This is a genomic window from Sporosarcina oncorhynchi, assembly GCF_033304615.1.
Classification (GTDB): Bacteria; Bacillota; Bacilli; order Bacillales_A; family Planococcaceae; genus Sporosarcina; species Sporosarcina oncorhynchi.
This window is the reverse complement of record NZ_CP129118.1, coordinates 229,114-251,170: the sequence shown is the minus strand read 5'-3', so window position 1 is coordinate 251,170 and position 22,057 is coordinate 229,114. Positions and strand designations below refer to the sequence as shown.

23 protein-coding genes, 1 riboswitch and 1 other annotated feature are annotated in these 22,057 nt (G+C 43.0%); of the genes, 12 read left to right on the top strand and 11 right to left on the bottom strand.

Going from position 1 to position 22,057, the window contains the following annotated elements; genetic code table 11:
* Positions 1-56: 56 nt before the first annotated feature.
* Together QWT69_RS01330 and QWT69_RS01325 are read right to left on the bottom strand one after the other, a co-directional pair.
* On the bottom strand, positions 57-1,922 hold the full coding sequence (locus tag QWT69_RS01330; protein WP_317968231.1) for a mechanosensitive ion channel: 1,866 nt from the start codon (positions 1,920-1,922) through the stop codon (positions 57-59).
* 155 nt (positions 1,923-2,077) lie between these two features.
* A complete protein-coding gene (locus QWT69_RS01325; RefSeq protein WP_317968229.1) occupies positions 2,078-2,419 on the bottom strand; it encodes a hypothetical protein in 342 nt (113 codons plus the stop codon).
* A gap of 143 nt (positions 2,420-2,562) precedes the next feature.
* On the opposite strand from QWT69_RS01325, the gene QWT69_RS01320 reads away from it, so the two are divergent.
* Positions 2,563-3,213 (top strand): CPBP family intramembrane glutamic endopeptidase, encoded by a 651-nt coding sequence (locus tag QWT69_RS01320; protein ID WP_317968227.1) that lies wholly within the window; start codon positions 2,563-2,565, stop codon positions 3,211-3,213.
* On the opposite strand, the gene QWT69_RS01315 is transcribed toward QWT69_RS01320, so the two are convergent.
* The 4 genes from QWT69_RS01315 to QWT69_RS01300 all read right to left on the bottom strand — a co-directional run bounded on the left by QWT69_RS01315 (position 3,182) and on the right by QWT69_RS01300 (position 7,390).
* Positions 3,182-4,222 (bottom strand): potassium channel family protein, encoded by a 1,041-nt coding sequence (locus QWT69_RS01315; RefSeq protein WP_317968225.1) that lies wholly within the window; start codon positions 4,220-4,222, stop codon positions 3,182-3,184. The two genes, QWT69_RS01320 and QWT69_RS01315, sit on opposite strands and share 32 nt — an antisense overlap.
* Positions 4,223-4,339: 117 nt before the next feature.
* Positions 4,340-6,541, bottom strand: a complete 2,202-nt coding sequence (locus tag QWT69_RS01310; RefSeq protein ID WP_317968223.1) for a sensor histidine kinase — start codon at positions 6,539-6,541, stop codon at positions 4,340-4,342.
* Positions 6,541-6,723, bottom strand: coding sequence for a hypothetical protein (locus tag QWT69_RS01305; protein ID WP_317968222.1), 183 nt, complete (start codon positions 6,721-6,723; stop codon positions 6,541-6,543). Before QWT69_RS01305 ends, QWT69_RS01310 begins: the two co-directional genes overlap by 1 nt.
* The gene (locus tag QWT69_RS01300) at positions 6,701-7,390 is read right to left on the bottom strand and encodes a response regulator transcription factor (RefSeq protein ID WP_317968221.1); all 690 of its coding nucleotides are present in this window, start codon (positions 7,388-7,390) and stop codon (positions 6,701-6,703) included. The genes QWT69_RS01305 and QWT69_RS01300 overlap by 23 nt, the downstream gene beginning before the upstream one ends.
* Positions 7,391-7,852: 462 nt before the next feature.
* Here QWT69_RS01300 and QWT69_RS01295 point away from each other — a divergent pair, with 462 nt between their 5' ends.
* Positions 7,853-8,032 carry a hypothetical protein gene (locus QWT69_RS01295; RefSeq protein WP_317968219.1) on the top strand — a complete coding sequence of 60 codons (180 nt, stop codon included), beginning with the start codon at positions 7,853-7,855 and terminating at the stop codon, positions 8,030-8,032.
* Positions 8,033-8,086: 54 nt separating this feature from the next.
* Here the strand turns inward: QWT69_RS01295 and QWT69_RS01290 are convergent, their stop codons facing one another.
* From QWT69_RS01290 to QWT69_RS01280, 3 genes are all read right to left on the bottom strand, one after another.
* Entirely contained in the window at positions 8,087-9,349 is a 1,263-nt protein-coding gene (locus tag QWT69_RS01290) for an ABC transporter permease (RefSeq protein WP_317968217.1), read from the bottom strand.
* A 96-nt stretch (positions 9,350-9,445) separates the two neighbouring features.
* Complete coding sequence (locus QWT69_RS01285) at positions 9,446-10,564, bottom strand: ABC transporter permease (RefSeq protein WP_317968216.1); 1,119 nt, start codon at positions 10,562-10,564, stop codon at positions 9,446-9,448.
* The gene (locus tag QWT69_RS01280; RefSeq protein WP_317968214.1) at positions 10,561-11,445 is read right to left on the bottom strand and encodes an ATP-binding cassette domain-containing protein; all 885 of its coding nucleotides are present in this window, start codon (positions 11,443-11,445) and stop codon (positions 10,561-10,563) included. Before QWT69_RS01280 ends, QWT69_RS01285 begins: the two co-directional genes overlap by 4 nt.
* 180 nt (positions 11,446-11,625) lie before the next feature.
* On the opposite strand from QWT69_RS01280, the gene QWT69_RS01275 reads away from it, so the two are divergent.
* From QWT69_RS01275 to QWT69_RS01245, 7 genes are all read left to right on the top strand, one after another.
* The gene (locus QWT69_RS01275; RefSeq protein WP_317968212.1) at positions 11,626-12,162 is read left to right on the top strand and encodes a hypothetical protein; all 537 of its coding nucleotides are present in this window, start codon (positions 11,626-11,628) and stop codon (positions 12,160-12,162) included.
* Positions 12,163-12,281: 119 nt separating this feature from the next.
* Positions 12,282-12,452: a hypothetical protein gene (locus QWT69_RS01270; protein ID WP_317968210.1), complete on the top strand. Its 171-nt coding sequence runs from the start codon at positions 12,282-12,284 to the stop codon at positions 12,450-12,452.
* Between the two features lie 52 nt (positions 12,453-12,504).
* Positions 12,505-12,762: a binding site (T-box leader), on the top strand.
* A gap of 55 nt (positions 12,763-12,817) precedes the next feature.
* The gene (metG, locus tag QWT69_RS01265; RefSeq protein WP_317968208.1) at positions 12,818-14,458 is read left to right on the top strand and encodes a methionine--tRNA ligase; all 1,641 of its coding nucleotides are present in this window, start codon (positions 12,818-12,820) and stop codon (positions 14,456-14,458) included.
* 94 nt (positions 14,459-14,552) lie between these two features.
* Entirely contained in the window at positions 14,553-14,681 is a 129-nt protein-coding gene (locus QWT69_RS01260; RefSeq protein WP_317968206.1) for a hypothetical protein, read from the top strand.
* A 140-nt stretch (positions 14,682-14,821) separates the two neighbouring features.
* Positions 14,822-15,700, top strand: a complete 879-nt coding sequence (locus tag QWT69_RS01255; protein WP_317968204.1) for a hypothetical protein — start codon at positions 14,822-14,824, stop codon at positions 15,698-15,700.
* A complete protein-coding gene (locus tag QWT69_RS01250; RefSeq protein ID WP_317968202.1) occupies positions 15,697-16,257 on the top strand; it encodes a hypothetical protein in 561 nt (186 codons plus the stop codon). Before QWT69_RS01255 ends, QWT69_RS01250 begins: the two co-directional genes overlap by 4 nt.
* 29 nt (positions 16,258-16,286) lie before the next feature.
* On the top strand, positions 16,287-17,180 hold the full coding sequence (locus QWT69_RS01245; RefSeq protein WP_317968200.1) for a CPBP family intramembrane glutamic endopeptidase: 894 nt from the start codon (positions 16,287-16,289) through the stop codon (positions 17,178-17,180).
* A 69-nt stretch (positions 17,181-17,249) separates the two neighbouring features.
* On the opposite strand, the gene QWT69_RS01240 is transcribed toward QWT69_RS01245, so the two are convergent.
* Complete coding sequence (locus tag QWT69_RS01240; protein WP_317968198.1) at positions 17,250-18,128, bottom strand: DMT family transporter; 879 nt, start codon at positions 18,126-18,128, stop codon at positions 17,250-17,252.
* A gap of 314 nt (positions 18,129-18,442) precedes the next feature.
* Positions 18,443-18,487, top strand: a riboswitch (PreQ1 riboswitch).
* A 6-nt stretch (positions 18,488-18,493) separates the two neighbouring features.
* Between QWT69_RS01240 and QWT69_RS01235 the strand changes: the two genes are divergently transcribed.
* The 3 genes from QWT69_RS01235 (at position 18,494) to QWT69_RS01225 (ending at position 20,992) form a co-directional block, all read left to right on the top strand.
* Positions 18,494-18,979, top strand: coding sequence for a QueT transporter family protein (locus QWT69_RS01235; protein WP_317968196.1), 486 nt, complete (start codon positions 18,494-18,496; stop codon positions 18,977-18,979).
* A gap of 45 nt (positions 18,980-19,024) precedes the next feature.
* The gene (locus QWT69_RS01230) at positions 19,025-19,255 is read left to right on the top strand and encodes a helix-turn-helix domain-containing protein (protein ID WP_317970843.1); all 231 of its coding nucleotides are present in this window, start codon (positions 19,025-19,027) and stop codon (positions 19,253-19,255) included.
* Positions 19,256-19,495: 240 nt separating this feature from the next.
* Positions 19,496-20,992, top strand: a complete 1,497-nt coding sequence (locus QWT69_RS01225; RefSeq protein ID WP_317968194.1) for a BCCT family transporter — start codon at positions 19,496-19,498, stop codon at positions 20,990-20,992.
* Positions 20,993-21,046: 54 nt separating this feature from the next.
* Here QWT69_RS01225 and QWT69_RS01220 read toward each other — a convergent pair whose 3' ends face one another.
* On the bottom strand, positions 21,047-22,033 hold the full coding sequence (locus tag QWT69_RS01220) for a homoserine dehydrogenase (protein WP_317968192.1): 987 nt from the start codon (positions 22,031-22,033) through the stop codon (positions 21,047-21,049).
* Positions 22,034-22,057: the final 24 nt, after the last annotated feature.

The window sequence follows — 22,057 nt, the reverse complement described above, 5'->3', positions numbered from 1 at the left end:
AAAACTGCCATGCTATCGTGTTGCTAATAGCATGGCAGTTTTTTAAATTTACATAATTATGGTCTAAATGGACCGTCTGTTGGATCTTCTCCGCGATTCGGATCATACGGATATTCTTCGCCTGGATCTGGTGTATTGAAGCCGTCGTCTGTTTTATTTTCACCAAACGTAGACGGATTATTTACGCCTGTCGTTCCATATTCATTATCACGGAACACATCCGTCGTATCTGAATCGGATGGATCGGACAATGGCAATTCGTCAGAAGGAACCTGACCCGTACGCGGCTCATAATCAGCCTTCGTTGGATACGTGTCCGCCGGATTCACTTTTTTCTCACGCACGGTCTGATCCATTGCGCGCTGTGCATTTTGTGCAGATTGCTTAGCGTCTTGTTTCATATCTTGCTTTTCCTGCTCCCATTTCTCTTTAGAAACGTCTGCTTCCTGCAAGCTGCCTTCCATTTTCGACAAGTAGCGTGAAGCGTGTTCACGACCACCTAGACCGAATGCAAGACCGAATGCAAGTGCGACTGCACCAAGCGTAAGGATGAACGCTGCGTTAATGATTGCAGGTGCAATTCCAAGTTGGCTAAGTGCCATAAAGAATGCGAATGCAAGAATCGCGTATTTCGCCACATAGCGCAATACATGTGGTTGTCCTGATTTCGTCGTCATAATGCTGCCGACAAACTTCTCTGCAAGATTTGCAAGCCAGAAGCCGACTGCCAAGATGACAACTGCTGCAATGACCATTGGCAAGTAAGCGAAGATGCCAGTTGCCAAAGTCACCATGAAGTTCAAGTCAAGAATTTGAAGCGCCTCAACGACGAACAACAGAATAACGACAATTTGTACGATCGTTCCGATGATCTGGGAGAATGACGGCATGGAAGCTGATGTGCTTGAACGCATACCCATTTTCCCAGAAATCGAATTGATGCCCAAGTTGTTAAGAAGTGAAACGACAACGCCTTTCACCCACTTTGCCAAGTAAATACCGACAAGTACAAGAACGATTGCTACCGCAATTTTCGGCAACATTGTCATAATATCGTTCAGCATGGCAATGGCTGGCTGAGAAATACCTTCCAGATCCAGTACTTCAAGCGCAGAAATTGTTACAGGCAACATGATCAAAATAAATACGATCGTTCCGATAATACCTGAAATACTAGTAGTCGTGCCTGGAGACGTGACTTTCAGTTTCGTTGCGAAACGATCGACTCCGACTGTTTCGAGCAATTTCGTCACGATACTACGGATAATCTTGGCAACAACCCAACCAATTGCGAAGATCAGTGCTGCTCCAACAAGTTTTGGAATGAAGTTCATGAAGCTTGCGAGCATACCTTCGAACGGTCCGCTAATTCCGCTTAAACCAAGCGCGTGCAAAATAGCTGGTACGAACAATAGCAAGATGATGTAGAACGCGATATTCGCAGCTGTTTCAACCCATTTGGATTTGTCGATTTCGTCAGGGGACGCACCGACTTTAGCGACGTACTTATTAAGGTTCATTTTGCGGCCAAGCGCCAAAATGACCTTTTTCACAACCATCGCCAGAATCCAAGCTAACAGCAGGATTAGGCCGGCTTTCACGATACTAAGAATCGCTCCTCCAATACCTGAATACATCGTCATGAACGGTGTGGCAATCATCGATGCGTTCATAATGTTGAAGAATAACAGGAATGCTAACAATAAAATACCAAAGAAGAAGACTTTACTAATAATCTTTTCGACATTCCATTTATCTTCCTTCACATCAAGTCGTTCATTGACCCTCGATTTTTTCAAACGCTTGTAGACAGCATTCTCAACCAACTTGGCGACAAAGAAACCTACGAGCAGTACAACGAGTCCGAGAATCAATTCCGGTAACCAACTTAATAGGTTGGCAAAGTACAAGTCTCTAAACATTAAGTGTCCTCCATTCGTTTAAGTAATCTATTAAGGACTATTCCTATAAACGAGCGAGGCTAAACCTATTATTCTTGCAAAATTGGAAAACGTATCTATTTCTACACGAAGTTCCTCTTTTTCCCACACAAAAAGCAGCCCATTATTTAGGCTGCTTACACTTGTTTTGATTGTTTTTTATCTTGGTTTTCGTTCCATTGTTCATGCGCATGGTCATTGAATTTGCGGTTATATTCTTCCTGATCACCGAACGGGAAGCGTTCGCCTGGTTTGAGGGTATGATAATTTGGATTCATTGGCGGTTTATTTTGGCTGTATATGGATGGTTCGTGTTTGCCAGTTTTGTCCTGAGCATTCTCCCTGAAATCATCTGTCCAGTTGGAGTCTGATGGATCGGCCAGCGGTAATTCGTGTGTAGGTTCAAATCCTTTTCCCGGATGCAACACTTTCGGTTCAAGGTCTCGCTTATTTGGATATTTTCCATCTTTAATCGTCATATTGGATTCCACCCTTTCTACAAATAACAAGCCATAAGTAGTTATCTATTCCCTCTTTCAAAGCGACTAAACCTATTTCATGCAAATTAATTTACGAAACTAAATTATCTGTATTTTCGTCCTATCTTACAGGAGGTGACGGTATGCGAAAAGTATTCGGTTCGGTATTCCCGATTGTTAGTATTTTTCTTTTGCTTTGGATTGAACAAGGAATGCATGTCTCATACATATGGAAGACCGGCGCAAAAGCCGTTCTGTTCCTAGTCGTCCCTTTTCTGCTGTTCCGTGCGACACGCTTTGCCTTTCTGCGTTTTCGAGAAACGGACGGTCGCAGCATCCTAATTGCCATCGGTATAGGCTTTACAATTATGCTTGCTATTATAGGGACATTCCTTTTTCTAAAAACAAATATTGATTTGGATGCACTCATTAGGGATCTCACGTTGTCAGGCATTACACCTTCAGTCTTCCCATTCATTGCTTTGTATATCCTTTTTGGCAATTCAATGATGGAAGAGTTCTTCTTTCGCGGCATCTTGCCCGATCTTTTCGGTGGAACGCGGTTGCGCTTCATACTACCACCACTCTTTTTCGCGATTTATCACATAGCGATCTTTTTGCCGTGGTTCAGCCCGCCGATTCTTGCCCTTGCTGTAGCAGGACTCTGGGCAGGCGGATTGATTTTTCAATGGGCGAACGAAAAAAGCAAGACGATTTTGCCGTCCTGGATCATTCATCTTTTCGCTGATTTTGGGATTTTGATTATTGGGGTTTATATCCTTTATTTTTATTGATCGTAAAGGCTTCGATTTTCTCTTGGTTCCCGATAACGATGAGCTTATCGCCCGCTTGTAGCTGTTCATCGAGGTCTGGGTTGCTGATCAGTTCCCCTTTCCGTAAAATCGCGACGAGGGTAATGTCAAATTCCTTGCGGAGATCCGCGTCATCGATTGTTGAGCCTATAATGGATTCATCTTGATTCAAGTCGATTTCACCGACCATGAATTCCTTCTCTTCAGACCGGATCAGATCGTTAATATAAACCGTGCCGGTCGGTTTGATAATCGACATGGCAAGTTCGCGGCCGCCAATGATTGACGGGTTGATGACACTGGTGGCACCTGCTTTTGTCAGGATGTCTTCTGAACCGTCTTTTTCAGCCCGGGCGGCAATTGTGATGTCTTCGTTCAGACTTTTTGCGGTCAGTGTAATAAAGACGTTATCCGCATCACTCGACAGTGCAGTTATCAGTGCTTGGGCGTGATCGACGCGGGCTTTTCTCAAGGTTTCCTTGTCTGTCGGATCCCCAATTATTCTGAGAACATGGGGTTCGAGAGCTTCTTTCAAATCTTCCTCATTGTCATGGATGACGATGAGTGGGACATCCTCTTCATCATCCCTTAATTGCTTATACACTTGCTGCGCAACACGGCCGAAGCCACAGATGACAATATGCTCGCTCAAATTGGAAATCTGTTTCTCCATCCTCTTCACCCACACTTTCTCCGATAAATGCTGTTCGATGAAATAGGAAGCACCCATTCCAAGACCATATGTAACGATTCCTGCTCCGAGCGGCACAAGAATGAGCGCAAACCAACGTCCTTCCTCCGTCGTCGGATATATGTCGCCGTAACCGATCGTCATAATCGAGACGATCGTCATCCACAGCGCATTGAAAAAGGACAGTTCTTCAAAATACATAAAGCCGATTACAGCGGTTGCGACGAGTAAAACTGTTGTCGCTAGTAAGAAGATCAGCCGCCTGTAACGAATATTTATTTTCAACCAATGTCTGTACAAGCGACCGCCTCCATGATTCTGCTCTGTTGTTATGAGTATTCCTTTGTATGGATACGGATAAACCTTTGTTACATCATGAAAAAACCGCATGCGGTAGGCATGCGGTTTCATTTCTTATTAGCTTATGGGTATGGCGACAGTCACTTTAAACAAATCCCCATCCAGTTCAATTTTCATTGTTCCGCCGTGCATATCAACAATCGATTGCGAGATGGCGAGGCCAAGACCCGATCCATCTGTATGACGTGACGCGTCTGCACGTTTAAAGCGCTCGAACAGTTCATCGACATTTTCACCAAGTTCATATTTTGTAATGTTTTTTACGATGAACTCTGCCATATTGCCAGTTTTCCGAAGCGTAACGTAGACACGTGTTCCAGGCAGCGAGTATTTAATGGCATTGACAATTAGATTATCAAGGACGCGCCACCATCTTTGCCCATCCACATAGGCCGTGAGCATTTCTTCCGGAATATCTGTCCTGAAATCGAGTCCTGATTGCGCAATATCATCGGCGTGTTCCGCGAGCGCTTGTTGCAAGAGCTGTGTCAAATCGACCCGCTGTCTGTGCAACTCCAAATTGCCACTTGCCATTTTCGATACTTCGAATAAATCTTCGATGAGCGTTTTGAGACGTTGTGATTTCTTGTCGAGAATATCGACGTATTTTGCACGGTCTTCCGGTGTAATTGTTTCATCTTTTAATAAATCGGTATATGTGATGATCGACGTCAGTGGCGTCCTCAAATCATGGCTCACATTCGTGATCAATTCCGTTTTGAGCCGCTCACTTTTCGCCTGCTCACTCATTGAGCTGCGCACGCCTTCACGAAGATTGTTCAAATTTCTCGCGTGGTTCGCAAGTGGTGACTTCCCTTCGATTTTGATTTCTTCATTCAAACGGCCAGTCGCCATCGCTTCTGTTGCGATAATGATTTTATTCAAGTATGCAGCTCTTCTGACAAAGATGAAGCTGATCGGAAGGGCGAAGAATAACACGCATAAACAATAGATGACAAACAATATCGGATGAATAAACATTCCTATAAAACCAATACCTGCAAGGAAAAACCCAATGAGCAGGATGAACGTTTGACTTCCGATGGACCTTCTCAGGAACATTGTTTGCAAAGCTTGCATGAACTGTACTGCATAACTATCTTTAAGATCGGCTTCGATTGTTCCTTTTTTCTTCCACCGTTCTGTTGCATGAACGATTTGGAACGCAAGTAACGCGGTCGGAAGGACTCCGAATAGAATGAAGGAGACTGTCCAACTGCCAAACCTACCCAGACGTGGATATTGCAGCAAATTCACGACACTTGAAGAAGCACTATCTACATACATGAAGAGAATTAGTGCAGTAGCGAGCATCCCGATTACTTTGATGTCAATTTTCATAGCTCCATATCTTGCATCATAGTCTGTCCCCGTCACCCATTCTTTACGGAATTTAAGTACAGTGAACAGTGCAATTAACGCAAGGGTGCTCAGCAACCAAAAGGTATAGAGTGCATATTTTCCTCTGTTGAAATCTGTGTATTGTGCGTACAGGACGCCGCCTTTTTCAACAGCTTTTTTGGGGATGATGACGGTTCCTTCGAAAGACTGTACGGGATTGGCCATAGCCTCTATATTATCTTCGTGTATCGCGGAATTCCCATAGTCATAATACGTCCATTCGTCATTATTTTGACCGGGAAGGGAATGCGCCTTCAAATATCCCTTTCCAGAATTAAACTCTTTTTTATAAATGGACGGCACCGAGACATCTCCCGATGAAAACACTTCACCTGTATCCACGTTCTTTAACTCATAAGCAATTGGCAATGAATAGGCACCACTTTTGACTTCGTGTAAATATTTTGCCAACTCCTGCTCTTTTTCTGTACGGATTTTCGCTTCAACATGGGTATCATCTTTGAAGTTCATCTTGATGTCTTCTATTTTAATGTCCCGTTCTTCGATCAAAGCATTGACCAACACTTCATTTGATACATTTTTGGCTTCTTCAATTAAATCCTTATACTGGCCCTGAATATCCGCCAGCTGATTGGATAGGGCGCCATATCGTGTACGGTGTTCCTCAATTTCATTTTCCGTAACCGTAATTTGTTTTTTCGCTTCTGTTGGATCAATCGGGTTCAGTTCAGACGGCCCAATGGTTGTATAAAATTCGTCTAATCCCCAACTAACATTTCCTGACTCAGCAAAGTTTTTCCCAATCATATTAAACCCTTGTCGATTCAATGAAAGAATCGAAACGAGCACGATGACGACGAGCGCCGCCCATATAAATAGTAATGATCTGTGTTTCATCAAGCCGTGCCCCCTCTAATAATGCGTGTGAAATAGGCGATTGTCCGTGACGAACGTTCCCATCCGTCCGTCACTATGTCGTAGACAAGCGGAAAGCAGTACCCGATGCTGACCAGCGCGATGCCGATGGATAGGATGGACATGATAAGCGGCATAAGACTACTTTTCGATTTTGTAACCAATGCCCCACACCACCTTTACATACCTCGGATTTTTCGGATCTGCTTCGATTTTCTCACGGATTTTACGAATGTGGACAGCGACGATGTTTTCTGCGTTGTATGCTTGTTCATTCCACACGCGTTCGTAAATTTCATTGATGGAAAATACACGCCCTGCGTTTTTCATGAGCAATTCTGTGATCTTATATTCAATTGGCGTCAGTTTCACCGGTTTCCCATCAACCGATAATTCCTTCGCCTCTTCATCTAATTCAAGCCCGTCAATTTCAATCTTTTTCTGACCGTCATATGTGCCTAGCTGGACATATCGACGAAGCTGCGATTTGACGCGCGCCATCAGTTCAAGCGGATGGAAGGGTTTTGTCACATAGTCATCTGCACCGACAGACAACCCGTGGATTTTGTCTGAATCCTCCACCTTCGCACTAAGCATGATGATCGGGATATTTTGTGCCTCCCGGATTTTGAATGTCGCTGTAATCCCGTCCATATTGGGCATCATAATATCGAGGATAAGCAAATGGACTTCGTTTGAAGCAAGCAGATTGAGCGCCTCTTGGCCATCCGCCGCCTTAAGTACAGCATACCCTTCATTTTTCAAATAAATTTCAATCCCATCGCGGATCTCTTTATCATCATCCGCCACCAGAACCGTGAACTTCGCCATCGTCCGCACCTCACTTTCCTCTATGATACCAATTGTATTGCTTAAATCTTAACATTTGATGAGAGGAATTATGAAGAAATTCTTAAGATGGATGGATTGTGCTTCGTAGGGTGTGTGAGTTGCTTGTTTGAGGCGGATATATTTCCTAATAAATGGGTGAGTGGTGATAGAAGTGAGTTAAGCGGTGATAGGGAGTCGACAAGCGGTGATTGATGCAGCTTAAGCGATGATAGAATGTCGATAACCGGTGATAGAACGGTGGCAAGCGGTGATAGCGATTTTCCCCTCACTCTATAGTGGATTTCTATTAATTTTTTTCTCCGAAATGAGTTCGATTTGTCCGGGTCGGTGGTAAATAGCCCAAAGTCGGTGGTAAATCCGGGAGAATCGGTGGTAAATGGGCGAGAGTCGGTGGTAAACTCGCCAAAGTCGGTGGTAACGGATTTTGGCTGGCTCACGTCTATGATTCCAGCGGAATTCATTGATGATATGGCCTGGAATGGGCGAGTCGGTGATATATATCCTCAAGTCGGTGATAACCGGGCAAGAGTCGGTGATATGCCGCGCCTAGTCGGTGATAACTCGTCCAAAGTCGGTGATATCCCCCTCCAAGCCGGTGATAACCGTTTTACCCCATACTAAAAAGCTGCCCATCGGTTTCATGTCCGACGAGCAGCTAAACTACACTATCCATCCTTATCGCGTATATCGATATTGAAGCATTGAAACAGCAATAATCACTGCCCAAACGATCGAGCTTGCGACGGCTAATACAAGTAAGCCGTTTGAGAATGAAAATGCAAAGTTTCCGGCTGAGAGAGCGAGTTCGTTTGTCACCACTTTCGGAACGCTGAAGTAATGAAATGGTTGAAAATGTGCCCACGTGGAAGCGACCGATTGCTCTGACCATTTCAAGCCGGCGAACAAGGTGACGAGCATGAGCCCGATGGCAACAGCCGTTTTCTTAACGAGTAGCGAGAATAAGAAGAGTAAAGAATAACAAAATACGAGCACCATGAAAAAGAGGCCGGCTGATTTCAGCAAGAATGTGCTCATTTCAATAAAGGTGAAAGCGTAGTTTTCACCGTAAATAAGTACGGGATAATCCATGTCTCCAAACCTGTCAAACACTGTACCAATCAACAATGCCAACCCGCTAATGGAAGCAAGCAACAAAACGGTACCGACTAACACCATGATGAATTTGCCGGCAAGGATCTGATAGCCACGAATCGGCTGAGTCCGCAACAGATGGATTGGCCCATTGTCTCCGAGACCTTCCCTCGTCACGATATCTCCGAACAGGAATATAAAAATGCCTGCACCAAATACCCCAAACAGAAGTGTCGTCAAATGCTCCATGAAGTGGATGCCGTCTGAAGCGTACCGCACGCTGAATTTTTTGATGCTTTCTTCGACCTGAGGATCATCAAAGTGCTTATCATGAACCGTTAAGTCAGCAAACACACTGATCGGCCAAACAGGTTGGATGTGCTTTTCATGCATCCATTCCAATTTTGCAAAACCTGACTCGTCTGTAAAGAGGGATGGCCATAGTGTCGACCAGTAATCCCCTTGGGCAAGTCTTTGCACAAGGGTCGTACTACGATGGTAAATTTCCATTTCCAGTATTCGATTATAGTCTTTATTATTATATGCTTCTACTTCATCCATATAACGAGGTAACCAGAACTCCTCCAACATCTGTTTTTCCTCTTTATATTCCTTGCTATCCTTGTCCCTTTGGCCGGATGCAGCAGCGGATTCCAACTCTTCCAGTTGACTTTGCGTCATGAACAGCCACTCATCCGCTTCTGCCAATAAATCTTCCGCTCGAGTAGTATTCATATAGACAAACACGTAATATCCGATGATGAACGCAGTAAGTGCTAACAGGACCACCTTAAAAAAAGTGGATTTGACTGTCTTAATCGCCTCAAACTGAATAAGCGGCAACATAACTTCCCCTCCAAACATGAACTGTCTCTGCTCTATTCATTTGCTTTCCGCTATGACCCGACGTGCTTTGATGGACGGATTGACATAAAGGCGTCCTCAACTGATCCGGCTCGTTTCAATCTTTTTTCTGGCAATTAAAAGCAGTATGACTGTCAATAGCAAGATAATAGGAATACCTTGGTACCAGTCGACACCGGCATTCCTCACTAACAGTCGTTCTTCCGGTAACAGATACTGGAACGGATTCAGCCAGTAAAAGAACGATGGCCATTTTATGAAAGCGAAAAGTCCATAACCGGCAAGCATTGTCGCAAGCAAAGCAAATACCGTGGACAACGTATGTTTGAACAGTAGACTATACACAAGCAGGAGTGCAATCACCATAATAGCTGTCACGCTGACGACCGTCAGTCCTTGTGCCATATACTGCACAATCGTGATAAAATCGACTTCCCCGTTCCGTTCAATCATAACGGGATATTTGTACTTCCCTTTAAAGCCGAACAGGCCGACCAATGCTGCGGCACCTAGCAACACAAGAAGCGTCAGGAAATAAACGAGGACCGAACTGAAAAACTTGCTCGTAATAATAGTTCCTTTTTTGATAGGCTGCGTGTACAAAAAATTAAGGGAATACGTCTCAAACTCGCTTGCCAAAATCTCTCCGATCAGAATGACGAGAATGATCATTGCTCCAAAGTTCATAAACAGATCGACTACGAGTTTCAAGAAATTCGGCAGTGCCATACTGTACGTCGCATGACGGGGCTTAATATTTTCCGCAAGATGCTTTTCATTCTCGGCAAGCATTTTATTGATTTCCCCGACAGGAAGGTCATATGCCCCTCCCTCCTCTTTGAAATGGAGTACTTGTTCCAAAAATGCATTCTCAATCGTCGCACGATTTTTCCACTTATCTATGCTCATCCCTCGAAGATCGTACAATTTTTCCAGCATTGATGAGTTGATGACTTTCAGTTTTTGTGTGTCTTTGTCTTCCGGATCCTGTTCCAATGTGCTTGAATACATCCGGTTTAAGTTCTGTGAGTTTTGAACGAGTATACCAATTCGCTCGGTTTCCTCTTTTTCAATATACGACTGAAATGTCACATTCCGGACGAAGAGAAGCGCCACCCCAGCGATGAGCAACAAATAGATATAAAGCAATTTCTTGCTGAAAATGATTTTCTTCAGTTCAAAAGCAAATTGCATCATACCGGAGACCTCTCCTCAAACAGTTCGCGATACCGCTTCTCGGCTCCGGCTTTATGGTTATCGATGTAAGCGATTACAACATCATTCCGGTACAGCACATCAATGATTGTCTGTAAGGGAACATCTGTCTCTTTGAAATTCAGATGGCCCAGCTCATTCATTGTAACGGGCAGTCCGGACTCGTCCAATATTTCTTTGGCCTTTTCCGGTTCACTAACAGTCAATTCATAGTTCGTAACGGTCAACTTCTCCAGTGACTCTTTCAGCAAAGCCCCGTCTTTCATGAAGTAAATCGTATTCGTCAATCGATCGATTTCATCAAGCACATGTGACGAAATGATGATTGTCGTCCCTTCATTATATAATTCCAATAAAATGGTCCGTACATTAATAGCACTCGTCGGGTCAAGCCCGTTCAAAGGTTCATCCATAATTAGCAATTTGGGTTTATTGAGTATGGCCATAGCAAGCAATAGATGCTGTTTCATCCCGAGTGAAAAACTCCGCACGCGCCTTTTCATATAGCCCGTCATACCAACCCGTTCGGCAACTTCCTGGATACGGTCAAAAGGAATTTTTTGTACACGGCAAATAAATTTCAAATGATCGTAAGCAGTCAGATTCCCGTAAAGGATTCGATTATCCTGCAAATACGAAATTTCATTGAATAGGGAAGGGTCACTATTCGGTTTGCCTAAAATCTCGACACTTCCCTCATTGAACGTCAATAAATTCATCATGCAATTCAACAGTGTTGTCTTCCCTGATCCATTAGGCCCAACAAGTGCAATGATTTGCGGCTCATCAATCGTAATATCAATCCCCTTTAACACCCAATCCTTCTTATACTTTTTCTTCAATCCTTTCACTTGTACAATCATGCCCCCACACCCCTTCTTTCTCTCTGTCAGTTCTCTACACTAGCATCTAAAATAATATGTCAATCTCCAATTATCTGAATATATCATATTGAAAAAAAAAAGCCAATGGTATACTGTAAGAATTACTGGGATAATTATAGTAAGATTGTTTCACTCAAAATTACGGAACAGAGGGAAGGATTGATTTCAATTAGAAAATGGTTGTTGCTTTATACTCTGCTAATCGCATTATTGTTGGTAGGCTGTGTGGATGATGAAAAAGAAGAGGAGGAAATCGTCGCAACGCCACCTGAGGAAGCAGAAGTGGATAAAACGATTACGATAAGACCTGAAATTGACATAATGATTGGTTTTGATAAAGGAGGCGCAAGGGCATCCCGCGATAAACATTGCTGGGAAGAAAAAGACAAAGAATGTTCCCTTGAGCCTACGCTTCCTTCAGAATTCTTGGACAGTTATATCGTTAATCCTATTAAACCTGGAGATGATATTCTATTCCAGTTCGCCGTCCCGGGGAATGACTTCGATTTCCCGGAACCTGATTCATTTATCGCATATATGCAGGAAGGCGATGAAATGAAACCGATAGAAGTCAACAATAATACTATCCAAGCACCTCTGACCCCAGGTAAATATTACATGTCCGTCAAAGCGATATGGGACAATGAGTTGAAAGGTGAAACGATTTATGCGTTTTCACTGATGGTCAAAGAGTAATCAGGATTTCTAGTGATTCATTGTGGGTAGCTTAATTGTACCGACCGTTTCGAATTTTTCATTTTGAATAATCCTTCCTAAAATGAACATCCTTCCCCTATAACGGGAGGTGATTGGGCATGGCTAAAGAAAAGAAAATGAAAAAAGGTAACACGTTGAACCGGGAAGAATTCGGGTACGGATTCGACATTAGTACGGATGATTTGAAAGTCATCGGCAAGAATAACCAGGCGAACAAACAGAAAGAACAAGTGGAAAAACCAAAGGAAAATCGACCGCCTACAAATTAATATCTATTGATTTCTTCAAATACAGTGACTATAATGAAAACAACTACATCTTACAAAAGCTGTGAGAGGGAAAAGTAGGAAGTGGATGTCGCATAGAGAGCTTCTGACGGTGGAAATGAAGCGGACAAAACTTCCGAACATGATCCTTGAGCTTCGCACTGAACATCTACGGACTAGTAGGCTGCGACGAGAGTTGGCACTTGTTATCTACGCCAAAGTATACGCTTTTTTGGCGCGTACTTTTGGAGATAATCAGTGTGAACTGGTTGTGATGTAAGGTGGTACCACGGGTAAAGACCCCGTCCTTATCGATTTTTATCGATAGGGGCGGGGTTTTTTTTGTACTCAAATTAGGGGGAATGGACATGGCTGTTTTTATTGGAGGCGCTTGGCCGTATGCAAATGGATCGTTGCATCTAGGACATATCGCTGCATTGTTGCCGGGAGATATTTTAGCGAGGTATTATCGGTTAAAAGGTGAAAAGGTTTTATATGTATCGGGCAGTGATTGTAATGGGACGCCCATTTCTATCCGCGCCAATGCGGAGAATGTCACTGTGAAAGAGATTGCGGACCGTTTTCATATTGAGTTTGTTGTTTCATTCGCAAGACTTGGGTTCACTTATGACATATACACACGGACAGATGGTGCGTTCCATCATCAGATTGTCCGGCAAGTCTTTTTGAAGCTGGTAGACCGCGGGTTAGTTTTCAAAAAAGAAACAGACCAGACGTATTGCGAGTTTGACGAACGATTTCTTCCAGACCGTTTTGTCGAAGGTATTTGTCCGCATTGTGGAAGCAAGGCGCGGGGCGACCAATGCGATCATTGCGGCTCGCTTTTGGATCCATCGGAGCTGATTAATCGCAAATGTAAACTATGTGGCAATGAACCGACGACGAAAAAAACGGAACACTTTTATTTTAAATTAAGTGATTTCCAGCAACAGCTCTCCACATTTGTTGCGAAAGCAAAAGCGGAAGACAGATGGCGCGACAATGCCATCAACCAATCAGAACGCTATTTGAGTGAAGGACTTCATGACCGCGCCGCTTCGAGGGATTTAGCGAACGGCGTTAATATTCCCGTCCTCGGTTATGAAGGAAAGAAAGTGTATGTATGGATTGAGGCAGTCACAGGTTATTATTCTGCGAGCCGGGAATGGGCTGCGTTGAACCGGACTGATCTGGATGAGTATTGGAATGAAGAGATGGTGTCTTATTATGTCCATGGTAAGGATAATATCCCCTTCCATACAATTATTTGGCCAGCGATTCTTATGGGCATTGACCAAGAAAATGCGTTGCCGACACATGTCATTTCGAATGAATACTTGACGCTTGAGAAACGCAAATTATCGACGAGCGAAAACTGGGCGGTGTGGGTGCCTGATATGCTGGACCGCTACCGCCCTGATTCTCTGCGCTACTTTTTGACGGCCAATGCGCCAGAAAACCGGGATGCTGATTTTTCTTGGCGCGAGTTCATCTACAGTCATAATTCTGAGCTGCTCGGAGCATACGGAAACTTCGTCAACCGGACATTGAAGTTCATCGAGAAGTCATTTGCGAGTGTTGTACCGCAAGCCGAAATCAGTATGGCAATGAAGGATTTAATCACGGGACTTTATCCGATTGTCGGAGAAAAAATTGAAAAAGGGCATTTCAAAGAAGCAATCGACATCATTTTCGAAGCAATACGCAAAGCAAATAAATACTTCGATGATGAAAAGCCATGGATTCAAATTAAGGAAGAGGAAGCCGCCTGTGCACAAACGATGGCGACTTGCGTCTATCTGATCGCCAATTTCGCACAGCTCCTCTCCCCTTTCCTGCCGTTTTCGAGCGAAGACGTAGGGAAAATGTTAAAAATCCAAACATTTGAATGGCAAGAAGTTACCGTCGGCAGCCGTGTGTTGTCAAGTGTCGGGCCGTTGTTTGAACGAATTGATGTCGGACGGATTGAGGAAGAATTGGAACGGTTGCATAGTGGAAAACTTGGATAATGGTGAGATTGGCCTCTACTCTTTAGTGTGGAGGCTTTTTGTTAGGCTGGCCAGGAATGATTAGGAGGGATTTTGGAGCGGTGGTGGTAAACCGGTGAGAGTCGGTGGTAACTCGCCGAATGGCGGTGGTAAAGTCGAAAAAGTCGGTGGTAACTCAGCAAATGGCGGTGGTAAAGTCTGCAAAGCACGTAGGTTCAACGAGTGCCCGTTATGCCAGCAATGAATTACCTTTTTCAAACCTGCAATTCCATACCCATCAGACTTATTCCCCCTCCTTTAAAAACATTTCAAAAAACACATGCAATTCACACGCCATTTTGAGACAATAAATGTATACAGGAAATGATTGGAAGGAGGATTCCAGTGAAAGAGCGGTATTTTTGGGTGGCCATAGCACTAATTGGCATCAGTTGGATTGCCAACTCCATCTATGCGCAATCCAAACAATTGAAAGAGCCGATTTTTCTCGATCATTATATCGAGACAACGGCAGATGATTATAATCAGCTTACTTTTTATTACTTGGCGAATAAAAATGACCGCAGACATCTCAATTATTTTACAATTAATGGGTTGAGCGCCTATGCGGAAAATGAATTCATCTACTTGCCGGATGCGCCCTATAATGACCAAACGTTTACGCATCATGTGCTTCGTAGCAAAACAATCAATCTACGTAGTATTGATTTTGACTATCATTACCCTGATAAAGACATGACGTTTTCAGATGTATTTGCGGTATTCTCGGATGGCTCAGGGACCGATGCTTCGATTGGGGAAGTCGTTATTCATCCAAAAGAGGATACTACAGCTTCAAGAAATTCAGCGCTCCATCATAAATCTTCCGGTGGTGACACAAACGGCATCAGCTTCTATTTATATGAAGCGACAGAACCATTGACGATTGAATCGATGTCCTATCCTTTCTATGAGCAGTTCAAAGACCATATATCCATTAGTAGCAATCGGTCGGGCGATTCGAATTCTACCTCATTAGCTGTTGCTCTAGAAGATATTGTATACCCGGTCCATCTTGAAAAAGGCCAGCTGTTGAGAATCAACTTCATGCCTACTGATGAAATGAACAGTAAAAACCCATTAGCATTCATTCTAAAGATTTCCGGAACAACGCAACAAGAAAAAGCATTCACAACGTCTGCCTGGTACAACTATCAACCCTATTTAACGCAAAGTGATGTCAATTCGATCATTCAGGCTAAAACGAGGAGGGATGCGGATTGAATAGTGCATTGCGTAGAATTTTCTGGGGCTATTTTTTCATTTTCTTTGACCTATATATCGGTATCGATCTGCTTATGGACCCGGTCGGCTATTTATTGATCTATTCGGGATGCACAAAGATTGCTGTAGCTTTTCCACAGTCGAAAAAACCGAGGATTGTGGCACTTGTCGGAATGATCGCATCCATCCCTTCCGTTTTAGTGAATTTATCGGATCCCGTACTTGACTATAGTTGGTCAGTGTACGGCAACGGATTATTTATCATCAAGTTGATCGTCGCATTTTATTTGTTTTTACTCTTAATGGAGATTGTCAAATCGTTCGACATGACTGCATTGATTCAAAGAACAAGTACTACATTCAAGTACTTCATCGGCTTCTATCTATTCACATTCGCACTTATGTCCTTTTTAGTGAATACGTCTGGAGATGGTTGGATTGTTCTGAATCTGATTGCGATAATTGGTGTCTTGATCATGGATATTATATTTTTATTTCTATTGAGAGCGATACGAAAGGCTGCGCCTGATAGCGTTCAGATCGATATGACGGTTTAAAACACATACTATTTTGGGGGTTATATACTTTGTTCAAAAATGAAAGAAACCAAGTTCGGGCCGGCTGGCTCATTTTAATAACATTTGTAACGATGTTCATTGCGCAGCAAGTATTTGCATTGCCTGGTGTATTTGCATTAATGGTTGTCGATTTTTCGAGTTTAAGCACGGGTTCAGAAGCGGAAGTGCTCAATGCTTTCGATCGTCATCCATGGGTTTTCCTTCTGTCCCAAGGCGGCGGTACGATTGGCGGTATGCTCATTACCGTATTATTATGGAAGTTCATGAATAAAAGAACACTTAAAGAGCTCGGGTTCAGGGGCCCCTTAAAAGATCTCGGTTTCGGATTGCTACTAGGCGCGCTGTCTATTTTCATCATTTTCGTTCTATTGTATGTAACAGGAAATATCGAGCTGTTGAATACGTTCAGCACTCCTGAGTTTTCTATCTACACAATCACATTCCTTATTTTGTTCATTCTCGTTGGTTTTTTCGAAGAGATGTTTTTCAGAGGGTATGTCATGTCGACGATGGCGAATCGGGGGAATTCAAGATGGCTTATGTATGTCGTGTCCGCAATCATTTTCAGTTTGGCACACGGCATGAATCCGAATGTGAGCATTTTAGGACTGGTCAATATTGCATTGGTTGGTGTCTTGTTCGCCTATATGTTCATCGCGACGAATAGCTTATGGTTGCCGATTGGTTATCATATTACATGGAATTACTTCCAAGGGAATGTATTCGGATTCGCTGTCAGCGGTCTTTCACCACACGGAATTTATAATGTATCTGTAGAAGGTGGAAACGATTTATTGACAGGAGGTGCGTTTGGACTGGAAGGCGGATTGCTTGCGACTTTGCTAATTGTACTTGGGTATTTTGCGACAAGATTTTACGCAAAGAATAGAAAGCATACGTGATCGGTTAAGTTTTAAACTCCTTATTTAATTGAAAAATGTGAAAACCTATATTCTCTACTACAAGGCTGCCTATGCATTAGCAGCCTTATTTCGTCTCCCACTGAACGTCAAAACAAGAATGCCTCCAAGCAATAACGTTATTCCTGTCCAAGATAGAAGATCCAATCTTTCTCCAACAATTAATACACTTAAAATGGCTGCTGTAAGCGGTTCTGCCAGTGACAGTGTGACGGCGGAGGATGAAGGGATTTTTTGCAAACCGACCGAAAACAGAATATATGCGATGCTTGTCGTCGCAATACCGAGGTAAATCATTGTCCATATGCCGGACACCATTAGCAATCCTTCTGTTTCAAATATAAATAGGAATGGCATGAGGATGACTGCACTTGCCGAGAAGATGACTGCCACTGAAGGAATCGCTTCCACTTGGTCTAATACTTTTTTGTTGAATAATGTATAAAAGGCGAATAACAAACCTGCGCAAAGGGAGAGCGAAACCCCGACCGGATTAACAATAAGTCCTTCTTTATTGAAAAACAGTAAAATACATCCGACAACGGCCATGGACGTGGCGATAAGCCAAACTTTTGTCGGCCGTCTTTTAAGGATTAACCATTCTATAATGCCAGAAAACATCGGTGCACTACCGATTGCAACAACGGTTCCTATCGCGACACCCGTTAACCGAATTGACGTAAAGAAACAATATTGGAAAACCGCCATGGCCAGAGCTGCCTGAATTGTTGATTTCCATGGCCAGTCGCGGAAGTCAATTTTTCGCAACACCAGCATAATGATGAGCAGCGTAAATCCACCAACCGCAAGTCTAGAAGCACCGACTGCCAATGGATGAACTGATTGCGGCATGAAAGTTTGCGCTGTACCTGTCGTTCCCCATAACACAGCACCTAACAACACCATCAAATAAGAAATACGCGTAGACAATAAAAACCTCCTCCTCTACACATTGAATATACCATCTTTTTAAGTTAATAAAATATACATTTTGCATATTTATGAAAAAACTGACTATTTCACTGTTTTAGCTCTACTAGTACGTACACATAAATACGTTTTTCTCCTGTGAAAACATTTTTCAAGCACAAAGAATTCCGCAGAATGCTAATAGAGAATTGTGAGGAATAGACACAAAAACAATAGAGATTTTTGTACAGAAATAATAATGATTAAAAAACACTACACAAATACTACACATTGCGTATAATAGAGCATGTCAAATCTTTAATAATAAGGTTTTTCAATACGTGGTTCGTAACCATCCCACGAAAAAAAACTAGGGAGAAATGTATATGAAAATTAAAACAATGGCAACGAGCGGAATAATCGCTGCTTTATATGTCGCTGTGACATTTTTGATAGCCCCTTTCGGCTTCACGAATATCCAGTTTCGTTTGTCCGAGATGTTTAATCATCTCGTCGTTTTTAACAAGAAGTATATTATCGGCATTGTCTTAGGTGTGTTCGTCGCGAACCTCCTGTTTTCCGAACTCGGACCAATCGACTTAGTGTTCGGAGTTGGACAATCTGTGCTGGCTTTATCCATCACAATCTTTTCAGCCCGCTTCATTAAAGGGATCTATGCGCGAATGCTGTTCAATACAGCGGTTTTTACTTTTACGATGTTCCTCATTGCATGGGAATTGAATATTGTCTTGAAACTGCCTTTCCTTTTGACATGGTTTTTTGTCGGAGCGGGTGAGCTTGCAGTTATGCTCATTGGAATCCCGGTTATGATTGCGTTGAATAAACGATTACAGCTTGATAAATTGATTTAAAAAGGGGCGGATTCCGTCCCTTTTTCTTATAGGAGGATGTCCATTTTGTATATGACAATCGAAGAAACTGCTGACTATCTGGGAATGCCTGTCAGACAAGTACAGAAATATGTTTTAGAGGGACGCATAAAAGGTATACACGATGGAGAACAATACTTAGTAAGCCAATCTCAATTCGAACTTTACTTCAAACAACTGGAAACGGTGAAGCAGCAAATTGATGATTATTTAAACGAGCAGATCCCACCCGATAGAGATATAAAAGATGAGGATTAAGCTCATCTTCCAATAGTTATAAAGACCTGATTAATTTATTTTTCCGTATGATTTTTCCTGCCAAATAATTTCAACTCGATAAGCCGCTAACTGTTGGTGCTAGGTAGATTCAACGACTTGATGAAAAAATAAAGTAAGTGATTTAGCATTTTTCTCAAGCATTCCTCGCTTTTGCTTTACTGCAAAATGGTTGGTATAGTTTATAGTCGTTTGAAAAACTGGAGTTCCATAGGGGGAAACATGAAAAAAATATCAAGTGTATTTTATATCACAATTGGTCTTATTATATTGACCGTCGGTTATGGAGTTATTGCTTCTGACAGTTTCGAAGCAATTACATCCACGGCCAAAAACTTTGTAGCTTCGTCTTTTGGTTGGTATTATTTGTTACTTATGTCTTTATTAGTAGCTTTGAGCATCTTCTTTATTTTCAGCCCATTCGGTAAAATCCGCCTCGGCAAAGACACAGATCGTCCCGAATTCTCGACAATTACGTGGATTGCCATGCTGTTTTCAGCAGGAATGGGAATTGGACTCGTGTTTTATGGAGCTGCAGAACCTTTATCACATTTCGCGATTAGTCCCGCGACAAGCGAGCCTAATACAGACGCCGCTTTTAAAGAAGCATTACGGGAATCTTTCTTCCATTGGGGTCTTCACGTATGGGCCATGTATGGTGTTGTAGCTTTAGCACTTGCGTATTTCCAATTCAGAAAAGGTGAACCGGGGTTAGTTTCAGCAACATTGAAGCCGATTTTCGGTAAAAAGATGGAGGGACCTTGGGGAACTCTAGTCGATGTACTTGCCGTTTTTGCAACCGCTTTTGGAGTTGCTACAACACTCGGCTTCGGTGCTGTTCAAATTAACGCTGGACTGAATCATTTGTTCGGCTTCGAAATCGGTATTAAATCTCAAGTCATCATAATTGCTGTTGTGACCGTTCTATTCGTATTCTCCGCTTGGTCGGGAATTAGTAGAGGAATAAAGTATTTGTCCAATACAAATCTTATTCTAGCGGTTGCATTGCTCATATTTGTAGTTGCATTAGGTCCAACTTTACTCATTTTCAATATGTTCACCGACTCTGTTGGTGGCTATCTGGCAAACCTTGTGAGTCTAAGTTTCCGGACTGCTCCTCTAGATGCAGGCAACCGAGAATGGTTAGATGGTTGGACAATATTCTACTGGGCATGGTGGATTTCTTGGGCACCATTCGTCAGTATGTTCATCGCTCGAGTTTCTAGAGGACGGACAATTCGGGAATTCATGACAGGTGTATTGTTAGCACCTACATTGCTATGCACGTTCTGGTTTGCAGCTTTCGGTACAACAGCCGTCAATATGCAAAAAGAAGGTATTGCGGATCTAGCTCAATCATCCATTGAGCTTGTCGTCTTTGATATGTTCAGCGCAATGCCATGGTCGTTCTTTATTTCGATTGTCGCAATCATATTGATCGCTTCTTTCTTCGTTACGTCCGCAGACTCTGCAACCTTCGTTTTAGGAATGCAGTCGACATATGGATCATTGACGCCGCCTAATAGTGTGAAGATTGTTTGGGGTGTCATCCAGTCTACAATTGCATTAATCTTGCTTTCCGTTAACGGACTCAATGCTTTGCAAAATACAATCATCATAGCGGCCTTGCCGTTTTCATTCATCATTTTGCTGATGGTCGTCTCGTTAATAAAAGACTTAAATCAAGAATTAAAATCTATGCGTATGAAAGATAAATGAATACTAAACCAAAAAGCCATTCCGGATGGGGAATGGCTTTTCGTTTGTTTCAATTTAATTTGGAATGAGCTCAGTCACCTGCTGACGAATGATGTGCAGCAGATCCGCGACCATTGCACTTCCTGTCGGGTACATGCCTGCTCCCGGGCCGATTAGGGTCAATGCCCCCAAATATTCCGTTTCAACGATGACAGCATTGTCTACACCATCGATGCTATACAGCGGGTGATTCGCTTCCAGTAAGACCGGACCCACTTTGGCTGTCAAACTTCCGTCGTCGTTCTGACGGATATCTGCTACATGCCGGTAACGGTAACCCGCATTTGACGCTTCCACTACATCATCGGTTTGGATATGATCAATACCGACGACGGAGACCTTCTCCCATTCCGGCTGACTTCCAAAAGCTAATGAGCTCAGGATCATCAGTTTACAGAATGCATCCGTCCCGCTCACGTCATCTGTCGGGTCCGCTTCAGCGAAGCCAAGCTTTTGAGCATCTTCAAGCGCTGTTTTAAAGGGCACACCCTCTGTTCGCATATCCGTCAGTATGAAGTTGGATGTACCATTCAAAATTCCTTGGATTCGTTTCACACGATCTCCAGACAAAAGGTTCCCGATCGTTCGTATGATTGGTACCCCGCCCGCTGTCGTTGCTTCATAACCGACTTGGATATTCCTGAATTCTGCATGTTTCAGCAATGCCGGTCCATGCTTGGCGAACATTTTCTTATTCGCAGTAATAATATGGATTCCTTTCTCGATTGCTTGGGAAAGATATGTGTATGCTGGTTCTTCATCGACGATTGCTTCGAAGATGACTGTAATTTCCGGGTTATTGAGAATGTCGTCGATATTGTCTGTTAGCACTGTTCCAGGAAAGATATTACGTGTCTTTGTAATGTCTCGCACAAGAACGGCTACAATATCAACGGTATACCCCGTCTGTTTCTTAATTTGCTCCCTTTTTTCGTCCACTATTTTATAAACGCCTTTACCGACAGTTCCGAAGCCGATTATAGCGGCTTTTATTGACGGCATGCCGTCCACCTCCATATAACCATT

Coding starts and splice junctions, on each gene's coding strand:
- QWT69_RS01330 (WP_317968231.1), bottom strand. CDS start 1,922: ATGTTTAGAGACTTGTACTTTGCCAACCTATTAAGTTGGTTACCGGAA.
- QWT69_RS01325 (WP_317968229.1), bottom strand. CDS start 2,419: ATGACGATTAAAGATGGAAAATATCCAAATAAGCGAGACCTTGAACCG.
- QWT69_RS01320 (WP_317968227.1), top strand. CDS start 2,563: ATGCGAAAAGTATTCGGTTCGGTATTCCCGATTGTTAGTATTTTTCTT.
- QWT69_RS01310 (WP_317968223.1), bottom strand. CDS start 6,541: ATGAAACACAGATCATTACTATTTATATGGGCGGCGCTCGTCGTCATC.
- QWT69_RS01300 (WP_317968221.1), bottom strand. CDS start 7,390: ATGGCGAAGTTCACGGTTCTGGTGGCGGATGATGATAAAGAGATCCGC.
- QWT69_RS01295 (WP_317968219.1), top strand. CDS start 7,853: ATGATTCCAGCGGAATTCATTGATGATATGGCCTGGAATGGGCGAGTC.
- QWT69_RS01290 (WP_317968217.1), bottom strand. CDS start 9,349: ATGTTGCCGCTTATTCAGTTTGAGGCGATTAAGACAGTCAAATCCACT.
- QWT69_RS01285 (WP_317968216.1), bottom strand. CDS start 10,564: ATGATGCAATTTGCTTTTGAACTGAAGAAAATCATTTTCAGCAAGAAA.
- QWT69_RS01280 (WP_317968214.1), bottom strand. CDS start 11,445: ATGATTGTACAAGTGAAAGGATTGAAGAAAAAGTATAAGAAGGATTGG.
- QWT69_RS01270 (WP_317968210.1), top strand. CDS start 12,282: ATGGCTAAAGAAAAGAAAATGAAAAAAGGTAACACGTTGAACCGGGAA.
- metG (WP_317968208.1), top strand. CDS start 12,818: ATGGCTGTTTTTATTGGAGGCGCTTGGCCGTATGCAAATGGATCGTTG.
- QWT69_RS01235 (WP_317968196.1), top strand. CDS start 18,494: ATGAAAATTAAAACAATGGCAACGAGCGGAATAATCGCTGCTTTATAT.
- QWT69_RS01225 (WP_317968194.1), top strand. CDS start 19,496: ATGAAAAAAATATCAAGTGTATTTTATATCACAATTGGTCTTATTATA.
- QWT69_RS01220 (WP_317968192.1), bottom strand. CDS start 22,033: ATGCCGTCAATAAAAGCCGCTATAATCGGCTTCGGAACTGTCGGTAAA.